Raw genomic sequence first — 14,294 nt, 5'->3', positions numbered from 1 at the left:
GGACGGGGATTCCACCCCACCCGGACTTCGTCCGACCCCTCGCAACTCAAGTGAGTTGCGGACCATCAAGGGGAGGGTGAAGGTTGGCTCCTCAATATTTGACCGTGAACGAGGCCTCGAGGCCCCAGAATTTGCGGAAATCCGATGCAAATCGGGGCGAAAGCTTCATCGCATTGGCGTGCATCTTGCCGACCTCAGGCGCGAAGTCGGAAGTCGCCACGCGCCTGGCTTCTGCGGCGATCCATTCCGAGACCGGCACGGAGGCCGCGATGCGGTCGGCTCGCATTTGCTTGCGCAATGCGGCGGTCGCTTCGAGATCGGGCTCCAGCCGGTCGGCCTCGGCGGCCTCCCGCAGCACGATGCCGAATACGCCTTCCGCTGCTTCCGGCGTGAGGAAGCCGTTCTCGACATCATAGGCTGTCTTCACCGGATCGCGCTCCAGCACGTCGCCATAGCCGCCGCCGCCATTGTAGGAATGGGTGAAGATATCGCCCGATTTGTGCGGGGCCGTGATGTAGGGGCCCTCGTCGGTGACATGCTTGCCCTCGACCAGCTTTTCGAGATCGGAGCGGTAGGGATCGGTGCCGATGGTGTGGGGCAGGGGCTTCCTATCGGCTATCAGCTCACTGATGTTCGTGTCGCGTACGGCCCGATGCATCTGGCAGGTGGGCGCGGGATAGCCGCCGCACATTCCGCCATTGTCGAAGACGCGGGAGGAATGCTCCGAGGTCACGAGGCGCAGATGGTTGGACTTGCTGACCAGCCAGGTCGAGATGAAGGCGCAGCCGCCGCGATATTTGCCGGAGCCGCCGGAATTGGGCAGGATCGAACGGCCGATATAGAGCATCGGCATATTCTGTTCCCAGATCTCGATATTGCCCATGTCGGATTCCGGATTCCAGCCGACATAGGCGGTGTCGAGCCCATCCTTGATGGCGAGGGCGCCGGAGCCGGCGGCGGCGCATTCGAAATGCGCCATGCCGAACAAGGTGCCGTATTGGCTCTCGCCGCCCATCTCGATCATCGGCGAGTTGACCTGGCCGACGAAGACCTCCTCGATGAAGCCGCGGGCCAGGAAGCCGCGCGAAAGCAGGCGCTGGAACACGCCATAGGCCGGCAGCAGCAGGGCCCAGGAGGTCGCGGTCGCCACCATCTCGTTGTCGGGATTGGTCCAGGTGCCCTTGGGGATCTTCAGTTCGGTGGCCATCCAGGCGCCGTCATTGACGAGGCCCTCGAAGTTCATGTGCTGGGTCAGCGTCACGAACATGCCGCCATCCATGCCGGCCGGCGTGCAGTTCATCGAATGGTAGCCCCAGGGCTGGGTGCCCTCGAAGTCCAGCGTGATCTTGCCGCCGATGGCGATCTCCATCTCGACGGGGATGTTGTAGAGCCAGTCGGGATCGCCCAGTGGCTGGAAGCCCGGCTTGCCCTTGGTGACATGGCCGTAGAAGGTGTGGCCGCGATAGACGCCCGGCACGGTGAGCTGGCGGGTGCGGGCAAGCTGGCTGATGCGTCCCTCCTCGATGAATTCCTTGGAGATCTGCTTCCAGCAATCGAGGCCGATTTCGTCGACGAGAGCGATGAGATTCTCGCGCATGTCGATGCAGGAGGCGACCTTGGCCTTCTCGTCGAGCACCCAATAGATCGGCATGCGCAGGTTGCGCTCGCAGCGTATGACATAGTCGCGGCGGATCTCGTCATTGGTGCCGATCTTCTCGGCACAGACGAACAGGCCTTCGGTGAAGCGTTCCTGGGCGAGGCACACATCGCCCCCGGGAGTGATGCCGCCGGCTTCGAGTTCGTGGCAGACGGCGCCGGCCCAGCCGATCAATTCGCCCGAATGGAAGATCGGCACCACGTCCATGACATCGGGCACCTGCACTGTGCCGATGAAGGCGTCGTTGTTGGCGAAGATGTCGCCGGGATTGATGCCGGGATTGGCCTCATAACCCTCTCGGATCATCCACTTGATGAAGCGGCTCATGGTGTGGACATGCACCATGATGCCGTTGGAGAGCGCGATGGCATCGCCTTCCGGCGTGTAGAGGGCGACGACCATCTCGCCGACTTCACGCACGCCTGGCGAGGCGGAGATGCGGCGGGCCATTTCGCGGGCCGAGACGCAGTACGCACGCAGCTTGGTGTGCAGCGTCTCGAATTTCAACGGATCCTGCTTGCGCAGCTTCAGCGAGGTGATGCCGTCATAGCATCCGGTCTCTTCCATCAGCCGCTCGGATTCCAGCATGCGTTCGCGAAGCGGCATGTGGGCTTTGACATGGTCCAGCATGGGGTTATTCCTCTTCGCTCAAGCGTGGCGGTAATGCAGCAGCGTCCATTCGTCGATGAAGACGCTGTCGCCGGGATGCACCACCAGGGTGGTGGCGGGATGCTCGATGATCGCCGGACCCTCGACTTCATGGCCGGGCTGCAGGCGGTCCATCTCGTAGAGGTCGGCTTTGTGCCAGCGCCCGCCGAGATAGGCCTCGCGTACGCCCTTGCGGGCTGAAGCCGGGTTGGCGGAGCCGAGCGGCCGCTTGAGCAGGATCGGCTTGACCTTGTCGGCAGTGGCGATCAGGCCGAGCTCCATCACCGAATAGCCGGCCGAACCGTAGCGCGAGACGCGATGGTTGATCTTGCCGTAGACGTCCTCGAAGGCGGCGATGATGCTGCGCATATCGTCCGCCGTGCTTGCATGTTCCAGTGGCGCGGCCACTTCTACGTCTTCGAGCTGGCCTGTATAGCGCATCATCAGGAACGGCACCGTCCGGATCTTCTCGCGGCCATGGCCATCGGCCATCATCTCGTTGACCGCGGCGTCCTTGAGTTCGTCCCAGACGGCCGAGATGCGCTTGGCCGTAGCGGCGAGCGTGTCGTCGCCCGCACTGCTGGCGATATCGATCTGGGTCGAGATCGAATGGCGGCGCATGTAGTCGGCCGTGGTGCAGCCGAAAGCGGAGAAGGCGGCGGCAAACTGAAAGGTGATGATGTCCTTGAAGCCGATGCCGCGGCTGCAGCCGGCCAGATGCAACGGCCCGGAGCCGCCATAGGAGAGCAAAGTGAATTCGGAGGGGTGGATGCCCTGGCCCGAGATCACGCGGCGCAGGGCGTTGTTGGCGTCGGCCTCCAGCATGTCGATCATGCCTTCCGCTGCTTCGTACAGGGGCACGCCGAGAATGTCGGCGCATTGTTCCCTGAAGGCCTTGGTCGCCATCTCGACGTTGAGCTTGACCTTGCCGCCCAGGAAGTAGTCCGGGTTGAGGCGACCGAGAATGGCGTCGCAGTCGGCGATGGTCGGGCGGGTGCCGCCGCGATCGAAGCAGATCGGGCCGGGATCGGAACCGGCACTCTCAGGCCCAAGGCTGATCTTGCGGGTGAGCGGATCGACCTTGAGGATCATGCCGGCGCCTGCGCCGATGGTGTCGAGATGCAGCGTAGGCACGTTGAGCTTGAACCGGTCCATGATCGGTTCGTTCTCGATGCGGGTCTGGCCCCTGGTGATCACGCCCATGTCGAAGGAGGTGCCGCCCATGTCCGAGCAGATCAGCGAGTCGTTGCCGATCAGCTTGCCGACATAGGCCGCGCCCAGAATGCCGCCGATCGGGCCGGAGATCATGGTCTCGTGCAGGCGGGGATGGTCGATCGAGGTGAGGCCGCCGAAGGAAAGCAGGGTCTGCACGCGATAGCGGTAGCCATGCTTCTTCGAGATGTCCTCGATGCCCTTGAGCTGCCTGCGGCCGCGCGAGGTTGCATAGGCCTCGATCAGCACGGAGTTGAGGCGCGACTGTTCGCGGATGACGGGGCGGACCTCATGGCTGGTATAGACCAGGATCTCGATCCCGGCCTTGGCGATCTCCGAATGGGCGATTTCTTGGCGGGCGATCTCGGCGATGCGCTTCTCATGCGCCGGGTTCACATGGGAGAACACCGTCATGATGCAGATGGCATCGACCTTGTCGGCGATCAGCTTGCGCACCGCCGCAACCACCTCATGCTCATAGAGCGGAATGATTACGTCGCCGAACTGGTCGACGCGCTCTGTGACGCCATGGGTGCGCCGGCGCGGCACGAGGGGATCGGGGTGGTGGTGGGTGATGGCGTGCAGGCGGTCGGCATAGGAATAGTCGGCCCAGGCCTGCAGGCCGCGGCCCATCAGGATCATGTCCTCCAGGCCCTTGGTGGTGATCAGGCCGAGCTTGCGCCCCGTGCGCGAGAGGAGGGTGTTGAGCATGCCGGTGCCAGAATAGAGCACCACGTCAATGCCGGAGAACAGATCGTCCAGCGAAATGCCCCAGGCATCGGCAGCGTCGGCGGCGGAGATGATGAAGCCTTCCGACTCATCCCGCGGTGTGGTCGCCGCCTTGCCGATCTTGAAGTGGCCGTTCTCGTCCACCAGGATTGTATCGGTCATGGTGCCACCGGCATCGATGCCGATGACGATGGGATTGCCGACGGCTTCTATGCTTGTCGTGGTCATCGCGGTCCCTGTCCCGTGTGAGCTGGACACAGGTTAGGCGGGCGGCGCCACATTTCGCCATGTGCCTCGGGTCACTACCGAGAGCGCGGACATCGCGACATGATTTCATGTCGCGATGTCAGCTATTTGAAACGACAACGCTTCAGGAATTGTCACGCTCCTGCTTGCAAGGGAGGTGGTTCAAGAGCGAACGGGATGTCCGCGCTCCAAGGTCGCCTGATAAATCGTCAGATTTGCGTAAGCCGCGGCCAGGAAAGGCGTTTCTACGCCCGCCTTCTGCCCTCGCGCCAGCAAATCTCCGATGATCTGGTCGGCCTCGATTGGGGCGCCCTTTTGTAGGTCGCGATACATGGAGGAAGCCATGGCCGAGCCTCGCTCGGTCAGCATGGCGAGCGCCATCTTCAGGATGGGTTCACCCGGCAGCTTGCCCACCGCCTTCACCACGCTGACCACCTCGTCGAAGAAGCGCTGCACGAAGACCGGGCCGCCCGGCGCTGCCTCGATCTCGCCCACCGAGCCGCGCAGCAGGCAGCATATGCCGCCGAGGCTGGCGAGCGTGATCCATTTGCCCCACATCTCGCGCTCGATGTCGTCGGAGAGCCTGGCATTGAAGCCCGCGCCCTGCATGACGGCATCCAGCGCCGTGATGCGCTCGGAGCGCTCGCCATTCATCTCGCCATAGATGAGGTTATGCATTGGCGTAAGCTGCACGATGCGGTCCTGGTCGTCGATGGTGGCGCCGATCAGGCAGACGCAGCCGGCCAGGGCCTTGTCGCCGAAACGGGCCCGGATGACATCGACATGCCGCATGCCGTTGAGCACCGGCAGGATCATGGTACCAGGGCCGATGGCGGGGGCGATGTCGGTAACGGCCGCTTCGAGGCTATAGGCCTTCACCGTGAGCAGCACAGCGTCATAGGGGCCATCAAGGGTGCCGGTGGTGACCAGTCGCGGCGCAAGGGTGACATTGCCAAGCGGGCTGACGATCTGCAGGCCCGCAGCGCGAAGCTTTTCCGCGCGGGCCGGGCGGACGAGAAAGGCGACATCGCGGCCCGCCTGCGCCAGGCGGCCGCCGAAATAGCCGCCCGTCGCGCCCGCGCCGACAACCAGAATGCGCATGATCTCTCCTCGCTAGCATTACTCTGTTTCGAGTTGAGGGTATATGCCCGCAAATTTCAGCGAACAAGGCGGTCAACGCGAGAAAGCCGCAGACGAGCCCGGTGCGGAAAAGGCGATAATAGTCTGGCGGAAGTGCGAAATTCTCGTTCCCTGCGCACGCAATGATAAACAGGCCCGTTGCTCGTCCCCCTTGTTCTTCGAAAACAATTGCTTTGCCCAACTACCGTTGCACTCGCCATCAAAACGTCATCCGCTGTTTCCAAAGTCGAACGGAGGCTGGGCGTTTTCATCAGGGAGTTTCAGAGTGAGCCGCTTTGCCTCGACAGTCGATTTCTACGAACGCTTTCGCGCACCTTATCCCGCAGCCTTTTTCGAGAAGGTCGCGACAGCCTTGGACATCACGCCGGCAAAGTCGCTGATCGATCTAGGCACCGGGCCGGGTCTGATCGCACTCGGCTTCGCGCCCTATGCCGGCGCCATCACCGCGGTCGATCCCGAACCCGCCATGCTCGCGCTCGCGAGGCAGGCATCGGTCCGGGCCTCGCGCCCCATCACCTTCGTGGAAGGTACGGCCGAGTCCCTGCCGGCAGATCTCGACCCTTTCGACTTCGTCGCCATCGGCCGTGCCTTGCACTGGATGGATCCGGCTCCGACCAGGACGGTGCTCGATCGCCTGGTGGCGCCCGGTGGCGCCATCGCGATCTGCGCCTCGAGCACGGCCAAGGACGGCCGCAACACTTGGGTCGAAGCCTATGATGCGCTACGCGTGCGTTGGGGGCATGCCAAGCCCGACTGTTCCTCCAAGATCGATCTGCCGGCCTTCTTTGCCGGGACACGCTTCGCGGTGAGCGAGAAGATCGTGGTGCTGACGGAACAGACCATTCCGGCGGAGGATCTCGTCCAGCGCATCCTCTCGTTCTCCTCCACCTCGCCGGCCATCCTCGGCGACAGGGTCGATGCCGTGCTGGAGGAGGCGCGCGGCGTGCTCACGCCCTTCAGCGAGGACGGCAGGATTACCGAGACAGTGGAGAGCACGGCGACGATCATCCGCTAGCCGCCCTCCCGGCCAGCTGTTTTTTGGGCGACTGTGCGCCATGTCTTGACCAGGGCATTGCGCCGGCCGGGGTAACGTTCGCCCGTCTCTCGCGCTGTTGCGATACGATCGGTGCGGAAGTGGCGAAAATCCTGGCGCAACTCGCACCAGGCCGCGAGAACACGCACCTCTTCCATGAAACCCAGCGCAATCGGCCAGATCACCCTGGCGGATGTTTTGCCCTCGACATCGCTATAGGTGATCTTGAGCTTGGCCTGCGCGCGGATAGCGGCGCGGTAGACCTTGAGATCGACGGGATTGTCGGGGAAGCGCTGCTTGGAGGGGCCGGGCATGGCGACGGGATTCTGCGCGGTCTCGCGCAAAGCGGGGGGTAGCACGGCTTCGATCTTCGCCAGGGCCTCCTTGGCGGCTTCGCTCAGCACGGGATCGCCTCGTTGGTCGACATAGCGCAGGCCCAGCACGATCGCCTCCGTCTCATCCGCCGACAGCATCAGGGGAGGCAGGAAGAGCCCCGGCCGCAGCACATAGCCGAGGCCCGCTTCTCCCTGGATGGGAGCGCCCTGGGCCACCAACTCGGCGATATCGCGATAAAGCGTGCGCTCGGAAACCTCGAGTTCCCCAGCCAGGGCCGCCGCCGTCACAGGCAAGCGCTTACCGCGCAGGAGCTGAAGCAAAGTGAGGAGGCGGCTGGTGCGAGCCATGACGATACTATCCGATTGGGGCGGATATCCTACAGCATTTGCTGACAGAAATTGTCAGGAGTCTGCCGGAGGGGGAGCCGTCAGCCCGTGCCGGCACCGATGCGCGTCGCCCGCGCCCGTTCTGACGAGCGCGCTTTGCGCCGCTCCTCGCGCAGCTCCTCGAGCGTGGGAACCCACCAACCACGGGCCAGTTCGCGCTCGCTCGGGGGCCAATGCGCCGGCCATGCCGCGACCAGTTCGGCGTGCGAGGGCTTGCTCCAGAAACCCCAGACCAATGTGCCCATGCCGGCCCCAACGCCTGGATAGAAGTGCTGGAGGACGTCCCCGTCGGCCACTTCGCCGGTGACGTCGGTGAAGTGCACCGCGCCGTAGGCAGTCATCACGATGCGGTCAGATGGGGGCAGGTCGTCGGCCGGAACGGGATAGCGCTGGCGGCGGCGTTCATTGGCCCTTGCCTTTGCCTCCTCATGCTCGGCGGTACCACGCCGCTCTTCCTGCCGTTTTCGCCTCGCTTCGGGCTCGTTGCGCTCGGCGGCTTCCTCGATGGCCGGCCAATGCTGGCGAAGCTCGTGCCAGGAGCGATAGGGAACGCGCCAGACCTTCAACGCCTCGTCCCAGGCTGCCCAGGGCACCTGGCGCAATTCCTCGATCACGGTGCGGGAATAGGGTGTACGGACCTCGATATCCTCCCCGGCTAGCAGATATCGGCTTTCGATGGGCTCGAACTGGAAAGCATCGCGGCCGCGTTCATCCGCATAGGTGAGCACGCTGCTGAGTTCGCGCCCCAGCCAGCGGTCGAGCCGCTTGACTGCCCGCGCGCCCGGCACGAACCAGGCCTTGAGATCGTCGCGCCAGCGGGCACGCGGAAAGGCCCCGCGAAAACGCTCCACAGTCATGTGATCATAGGGAAAGCTGGCTGTCGCGCCGGCCGTCTCGCCCTCGGCGGGCCTGACCTCGAATCCTTGCGGGTCACGACTCATGCCGGGAATCCCTTGCAATCCGTCAGGCAGAGAACCCCCGAAGGCGTTGCATTGCAATGGCTCGTCTGCAAGGAAAAATGCCGGGCGCCCCAGCAGCGCGCCCGGCATTCTCAAGGACGCCTGCGGGGGAGGGCGTCTGGACTTGGCTAACCAACAGCCGGCCGGGCGCTTTGTTCCTCGGCTTTGGCCGACAGCCGGCCATGCAGCAGAGCAAGTACGGCGGCTTCCTCCGGTCGCAATTGCGAGAGATCTTCTTTCAGCTCGCGCTCCACTTCCGACTGAATGTTCAGCACGAGATTGCCGTCGAGGTAGACGTTGAGAATCTCCGGATGGACATAGCATTTGCGGCAGATGGCGGGCGTGTTGCCGAGCCTCGCTGCCACCGTCTCGATGGCAGCCTTGAGATTGCGCTTTGCCTGAGCCTCGCTGTCGAAGCGCTGCAGCTCGTTGAGTGCAAGCGCCGCCAGGACCGTGCCGGCCCAGGTGCGGAAATCCTTGGCGGTGATTTCCTCGCCCGAGATTTCCTGAAGATAATCGTTCACGTCGCTCGAACTCACCGCGTGAATGTCGCCGCCGCCATCGCGGTACTGCAGGAGCTGTTGGCCCGGCAATTCCTGGCAGGAGCGGATGATCCTGGCGACACGCCGGTCCCGGACACCGAGGGACCATTTCTTCCCACTCTTGCCGGTGAACTGGAAGCGAACTTCGCTGCCATTGATCCTGGCATGGCGGTTCTTCAGCGTCGTCAGACCGAAACTCTTGTTTTGGCGGGCATATTCGTCATTGCCGATGCGAATGAGCGTGGTTTCCAAAAGATGCACGACGCTGGCCAGCACCTTCTCGCGCGGCAGGCCGGGGAGCGCCATCTGCTCACGCACCTTCGTCCTTATGGCGGGCAGGGCGTGAGCGAATACAGCCATATGCTCGAACTTGTTGGCCTCGCGATTGGCACGAAACTCCGCATGGTAGCGATACTGCTTGCGGCCCTTCGCGTCGCGCCCCGTCGCCTGGATATGGCCACCGGGAGAGAGGCAGATCCACACATCCTTCCAGGCCGGCGGTATGGCCAGTTTGCGAATGCGCGCCAGGGTTGCATCTTCGCGCACCGCCGCGCCATTGCGACGCGTATAACGGAATCCGGCGCCGGCCCGGCGACGCGAGATACCCGCCTCATCGTCGCTGACATAGCGAAGGCCTGCCTCTACAGCAGCCAGTTCCGCCGCTGTCTGGGCATCGGCCGAGGATTCTCGCGCGGCATCGAACATGGAAAGAGCTCCGGTAGCCTGCTGCGGCAGGGTCGGACTCTAACGAGCAGGGGGTCTTGCGGTTCCGGGGAGTGGAACAATGCCGGCGGCAGCGGGATTTCAATAGAAACAGGAGGTTGCCATGTCCACCATTGAGAAAGACAAGGTCCAGCCTGCTCCGCGTGAAGGGCGTGATGATCCTGTAAGCGTGACTGCGGATACAGCCCGGCAGGGGCCGGATGGACATCGAGTTCTCTACGTTCTGCTCGGCGGATTTGTCGGCGCGGCTCTTGCTTGCTTCATCCTCTACGCCTTCTGGAGTTCCTGACCGCCGTTGATCAGGCACTGATGTGAAGGACGACCTCCCGCCGGTGCGGTCGGTCGCGATGCTCGAACAGATAGAGGCCCTGCCAGGTACCGAGCAGCAGCGTCCTGTCGCCTATCGGAATCGATATCGAGACCTGTGTCAGGGCTGATTTGATATGGGCTGGCATGTCGTCGGGGCCTTCCAGGCGATGGACGAGATAGCGCATCGAGGCATCGGTCGCAGGCGGCACCAGGTGCGCGAAAAACGCTTCGAGATCCGTCCTCACGTCGGGATCGGCATTTTCCTGGATAACCAGCGAAGCCGAGGTGTGCCGCACGAAGGCGGTGAGGAGCCCGGTCTCCACCTTGCTGCGCCGGATGAAATCAACTGCCTGGGCGGTAATTTCATAGAGACCCTGGCCTGAGGTCTGGAGGGTGATCACTGTCTGAGGCATGCGCCTTGATGGGTTCATGGCACCGATCGTGTCAAGGCGACATCTGTCAGGTGGCGGCCGGCGATTTCTCAGGTCCCGGCAACACGGATGTCAGCAGGAGGCAGAGGAAGGCGCCCGCCGCTGCCGCCAGGAATCCATCGATGAAGGAGAGCACCGCCGCTTGCTTCGAGACGGCCGAAGCAAGGAGACTTGTCGCTCTTGCCGAGGTCACCGCGAGGTCAGAAGTGTGTGTTCCCACCACGTTGCGATAGGTCGCAAGCCGGTCTGCCGTGAGGCCGGCCAGACTGTCGACATGCAGGCCGATCAGGTTGGAATGGATCTGCTCGCGCATGCGCACGAAGGTCTGCATGAAGGCAGTGCCGATCTCCCCGCCGAACAGGCGGCTCAACTGCAGGAGGGCGCCGATGGTGAGGGCGTCGGCCGGGTTGATGGACTGTACCGCCAATACGATAAGGGCCGTGAGTGCAAAGGACTGGCCGAGCGCCTGCAGGATCTGTGACGCCAGGAAGTTGTCGGTGGCCCATTCGCCGGTTAGCTGCGCGGCCATCAAGCAGGCGATGCCGACCAGGGTCGAGCCGATCGCCAGTACCCAGCGCCCGTCCACGCGCTGCAGGATGTAGCCGAGCGGCAGCATGATTGCAAGTTGGGGCAGGGCGATCCAGAGCAGCACCGCGCCGACCTGCAATTCGCGGAAATTCTGCACCGACTGCAGATAGGTTGGAATGATGTAGGCGGTCGAGAGGATGATGAAGCGGAAGCCTGCCAACAAGAGCAGGATCAGCACGAGTTGGTGGCGCATCAGGATGCGCAGGTTGAGGAAGGGCTGCCTTGTGACCCATAATTCCCGGATTACGAAGGCGGCAGTCACCAGCCCACCGGAGATGAGGAGGCCGTTCACCAGCCCGTTGCTGGTCCAGTCGAGCCGGTTGCCTTGGTCGAGCCCGGCGTAAAGCAGGCTGAAGCCAAGACCGGCATAGGCAAGGCCCGGCCAGTCGAGATGGCGCAGGAGGTCCGTTTTTATATCTTCGCGAGGTATGCCGTACCAGACGCAAGCGAACATCAGCGGAAGCATCCCGCAATATTGCCAGGCGATCCAGCGCCAGGAGAAATTGTCCGTGTACCAGCCCTCCAGCGAGGCGGCGACATTCTGCGACAGCTCCGAATTCATGGCGTAGACGGCGATGCCGTAGACGACGAGCCGTGCCGGCAGGCTGCGCACGATGAAGCTGATGGTCACCGGAATGAAGGTGCCTGAGCCCACGCCAGCCATGAACTGCATGGCAAGGTAAGCGTTGAGATTGGGCGAGAGTGGCGCCAGCAGGCTCGCAACGAACAGCAGGATGATGCCAAGCAGCAGTACGCGCCGCACGCCGAAGATCGCGCCGAGATAGGGGCAGGACACGCCCACCAGCATTTGGCCGAGCCCGTAGCTCGTGGTCATCCAGGCGCCTTCGTCGAAGCCCAGATGCAGGCCGCCGCGCAGGTCCGCCAAGCCGAAGTTGGTGACGCGGCTGCCGAGCGTCGACATGATCGCCCCGAGCAGCACCCCGAGGATGCCGACATAGGGCCGCAGCGTGTCGGTGTTCAGGCGCGGGTGAAAATGCGATATCGGATGAAGAGCCGCACCCGCCGCGGTGAAGGGGGCGAAATGCAGCCTCATGGCTTGGCAGCCGCTGCTGCAGCCGCGCCATCCGTGCCCTTGCTACCGGTGTCGATGGTGGCAACGACCGACATGCCCGGCCGTACCAGCGTGCCGAGGGCCGGATTGGTGTCGAGCACGATCTTCACCGGAACGCGCTGTACCACCTTGGTGAAATTGCCCGTGGCGTTATCGGGTGGCAGCAGCGCGAAAGTGCTGCCCGTGCCGGGCGACCAGGCCTCGACATGGCCTGTCAGGACCAGATCGGGAAAGGCGTCCACGGTGACCTTGGCGCTCTGGCCGAGGCGCACATTGGTCATCTGCGTCTCCTTGTAATTCGCGGTGACCCAGATGTTCGGGAGAGGAACGACGGCGATGACCTGCGTGCCGATATTGACGAACTGGCCAGGCCGGACCTGGCGCTGGCCGACCAGGCCGTCGGCGGGCGAGACGATATGCGTATAATTGAGATTGTTGGTCGCCAGCATCAGCTGCGCCTCGGCCGCCTTGATCTGGGCGTTGACCTGTTGCTCCTGGATGTCGAGGCCGGTCAGCAGGGCCTTCTGCTGGTCGAGCTGGGCCCCATTCAAGGCCCTCACGGCGATCGCACGCTTGGCGTTGGCATCGGCTTGCTCGACGAATTGCTGCGTGCCCGCCGTGCCGTCCCTGAGCAGGTCACGTTGGCGTACTGCCTCAGCCTGGTAGCGCAGCACATCGGCGTCGGCGGCATCGATGTTGGCGCCGGCCTGGCGGATCAGGGCATTCTGGACATTCTTCTGGTTGGCGATGTTGGCAAGGCTTGCCTGCGCCGCCGACAGATTGGCCTGGGTAAGTTCAAGCTGGGCCTGGTAGTCGGATGGGTCGATGGTGGCAATCAGGTCACCCTTGTGGATGGTCTGGTAGTCCTGGACCGCCACACTCTGGATATAGCCGGAGACGCGAGCGGAGAGCGGGGTGACATCGCCGGCCACATAGGAGTCATCCGTGACAGCCAGGCGAGCGGCACCGGTCCAGCGGTTCCAGTTGCCGGCCACATACCAGACCAGCCAGGCCGCGAGGATGAGGAAGCCGGCTCTCAGGGCCGGGTAGAGCCAGCGCGACAGCATGCTGCGCGGAGGCGTTTCGGAAGCTGGTGATTTCTCGACTGCATTCGACATCCCCATCTCCAAATATGTACAAACCCACCCCGCAGCTATTGATAATAAAATCGCGCGGGGAGTCCAAGGATATGGAAGAGCAGGTCGCAGGCTTCAGCTTTTGCCGCGCCAAAGCATAAGGCCCGATCGCTGCAGCAATCGGGCCTTGGGCATCGCGGATCGGGATCGGCCGGCTTCCTACATGCGGCCCGAAGTCATCACTGGCGGGGCGGATTTTCGTTCGGCAGCGGCAGTTCGTTCGTCAGGAAGGCAACCTCGGTGCGGTTCTTCGCCTTGATCTTGCGCATGATGTTCCGGATATGCACCTTCACGGTGCTCTCCGTCATGTTGAGCTTGTGGGCGATGATCTTGTTGGGCTCGCCCTTGCGCACGCAGGCGATGATCGCCAGCTGGCGCTCCGTAAAATGGGCGTGGCCCTCATTGGCGGCGGGCTGAGGCTCGGACGGCGCGGTGTAGGCCTGGCGGGCCGACAGCAGGCCGCTGGCGGGAACGAAAGTGCCGCCGACCTTGACGATGCGGATGGCTTCGATGGTGACTTCGAGGCTGAGGCTCATCGTCACGAAGCCGCGGGCTCCCCTTTCCAGGGCGCTCACCATGGTCGCTGGGCTGTCGATGTCGGAGACGATGACGACGTTGGCGTCCGGTCTGGCATTCAGGAGGGTGTCCAGATCGCGCGCCACGGCCAGTTCGGTGGCTTCGCGGCCGCCGGCGCAAAGAAGAATGATTGCGAGGGCATCATCCACCGAAGTCGTGATCCAGTCTTCGACCGTATCAAATCCTTCCGCCACGAGATCTGCCTCCGATGCGGTTAAGCACTGGGTCAGGCAATCACGCCAGAAGGTGCGCTTATCAATTACACAGACGGGGATCTTCAAGTAACGCTCTCCATCAAGCGTCGGACCAAGCTCACCATGCGGTGTCACGGGTTCCTCCTTCCCTTGACTATAACGAGGCAAGGGCTTCTGACTAAATGTCAAATTGCCGCAACTATAATTGTTACGGGGCCACAAATTGTTTCCCTTGTGGAAAAACAATGCGGGCGAGTTTCAAGAAACCGTACCGTTTAGCTTGACATAATTGGACGCTAACACTGCTTGCCAACGTCTCAATAAGCCGAAGTGGTGCGATAACTTGGCAATCAACGATGAACAACAAATTGGGCAGG

General features: G+C 63.0%; 12 protein-coding genes. 2 read left to right on the top strand and 10 right to left on the bottom strand.

Going from position 1 to position 14,294, the window contains the following annotated elements:
- Positions 1-91 precede the first annotated feature (91 nt).
- The 3 genes from ACMDCR_RS19700 to ACMDCR_RS19690 form a co-directional block, all read right to left on the bottom strand.
- A complete protein-coding gene (locus ACMDCR_RS19700) occupies positions 92-2,287 on the bottom strand; it encodes a hydantoinase B/oxoprolinase family protein (protein ID WP_413988241.1) in 2,196 nt (731 codons plus the stop codon).
- A gap of 18 nt (positions 2,288-2,305) precedes the next feature.
- Positions 2,306-4,474 carry a hydantoinase/oxoprolinase family protein gene (locus ACMDCR_RS19695; RefSeq protein WP_413988240.1) on the bottom strand — a complete coding sequence of 723 codons (2,169 nt, stop codon included), beginning with the start codon at positions 4,472-4,474 and terminating at the stop codon, positions 2,306-2,308.
- A 180-nt stretch (positions 4,475-4,654) separates the two neighbouring features.
- On the bottom strand, positions 4,655-5,593 hold the full coding sequence (locus tag ACMDCR_RS19690; RefSeq protein WP_413988239.1) for a ketopantoate reductase family protein: 939 nt from the start codon (positions 5,591-5,593) through the stop codon (positions 4,655-4,657).
- 304 nt (positions 5,594-5,897) lie between these two features.
- Here ACMDCR_RS19690 and ACMDCR_RS19685 point away from each other — a divergent pair, with 304 nt between their 5' ends.
- On the top strand, positions 5,898-6,647 hold the full coding sequence (locus ACMDCR_RS19685; protein WP_413988238.1) for a class I SAM-dependent methyltransferase: 750 nt from the start codon (positions 5,898-5,900) through the stop codon (positions 6,645-6,647).
- Here ACMDCR_RS19685 and ACMDCR_RS19680 read toward each other — a convergent pair.
- The 3 genes from ACMDCR_RS19680 to ACMDCR_RS19670 all read right to left on the bottom strand — a co-directional run bounded on the left by ACMDCR_RS19680 (position 6,644) and on the right by ACMDCR_RS19670 (position 9,593).
- Positions 6,644-7,348, bottom strand: coding sequence for a helix-turn-helix transcriptional regulator (locus ACMDCR_RS19680; protein ID WP_413988237.1), 705 nt, complete (start codon positions 7,346-7,348; stop codon positions 6,644-6,646). The genes ACMDCR_RS19685 and ACMDCR_RS19680 overlap by 4 nt on opposite strands.
- Before the next feature lie 80 nt (positions 7,349-7,428).
- Complete coding sequence (locus tag ACMDCR_RS19675) at positions 7,429-8,328, bottom strand: hypothetical protein (RefSeq protein WP_413988236.1); 900 nt, start codon at positions 8,326-8,328, stop codon at positions 7,429-7,431.
- Positions 8,329-8,474: 146 nt separating this feature from the next.
- Positions 8,475-9,593: a DNA topoisomerase IB gene (locus ACMDCR_RS19670; protein WP_413988235.1), complete on the bottom strand. Its 1,119-nt coding sequence runs from the start codon at positions 9,591-9,593 to the stop codon at positions 8,475-8,477.
- 121 nt (positions 9,594-9,714) lie between these two features.
- Between ACMDCR_RS19670 and ACMDCR_RS19665 the strand changes: the two genes are divergently transcribed.
- Positions 9,715-9,900, top strand: a complete 186-nt coding sequence (locus ACMDCR_RS19665; RefSeq protein ID WP_413988234.1) for a hypothetical protein — start codon at positions 9,715-9,717, stop codon at positions 9,898-9,900.
- Between the two features lie 10 nt (positions 9,901-9,910).
- On the opposite strand, the gene ACMDCR_RS19660 is transcribed toward ACMDCR_RS19665, so the two are convergent.
- The 4 genes from ACMDCR_RS19660 to ACMDCR_RS19645 form a co-directional block, all read right to left on the bottom strand.
- Entirely contained in the window at positions 9,911-10,333 is a 423-nt protein-coding gene (locus ACMDCR_RS19660; RefSeq protein ID WP_413993671.1) for a secondary thiamine-phosphate synthase enzyme YjbQ, read from the bottom strand.
- 46 nt (positions 10,334-10,379) lie between these two features.
- Positions 10,380-11,993, bottom strand: coding sequence for an MFS transporter (locus ACMDCR_RS19655; RefSeq protein ID WP_413988233.1), 1,614 nt, complete (start codon positions 11,991-11,993; stop codon positions 10,380-10,382).
- Complete coding sequence (locus ACMDCR_RS19650; protein ID WP_413988232.1) at positions 11,990-13,129, bottom strand: HlyD family secretion protein; 1,140 nt, start codon at positions 13,127-13,129, stop codon at positions 11,990-11,992. Before ACMDCR_RS19650 ends, ACMDCR_RS19655 begins: the two co-directional genes overlap by 4 nt.
- Positions 13,130-13,326: 197 nt before the next feature.
- Positions 13,327-13,917, bottom strand: coding sequence for a LuxR C-terminal-related transcriptional regulator (locus tag ACMDCR_RS19645; protein ID WP_413988231.1), 591 nt, complete (start codon positions 13,915-13,917; stop codon positions 13,327-13,329).
- Positions 13,918-14,294 lie beyond the last annotated feature (377 nt).

Source organism: Labrys okinawensis (assembly GCF_047345005.1).
GTDB lineage: Bacteria > Pseudomonadota > Alphaproteobacteria > Rhizobiales > Labraceae > Labrys > Labrys okinawensis.
Note: the sequence above shows the minus strand (reverse complement) of the source record. Positions and strands in the feature narration are given on the sequence as shown.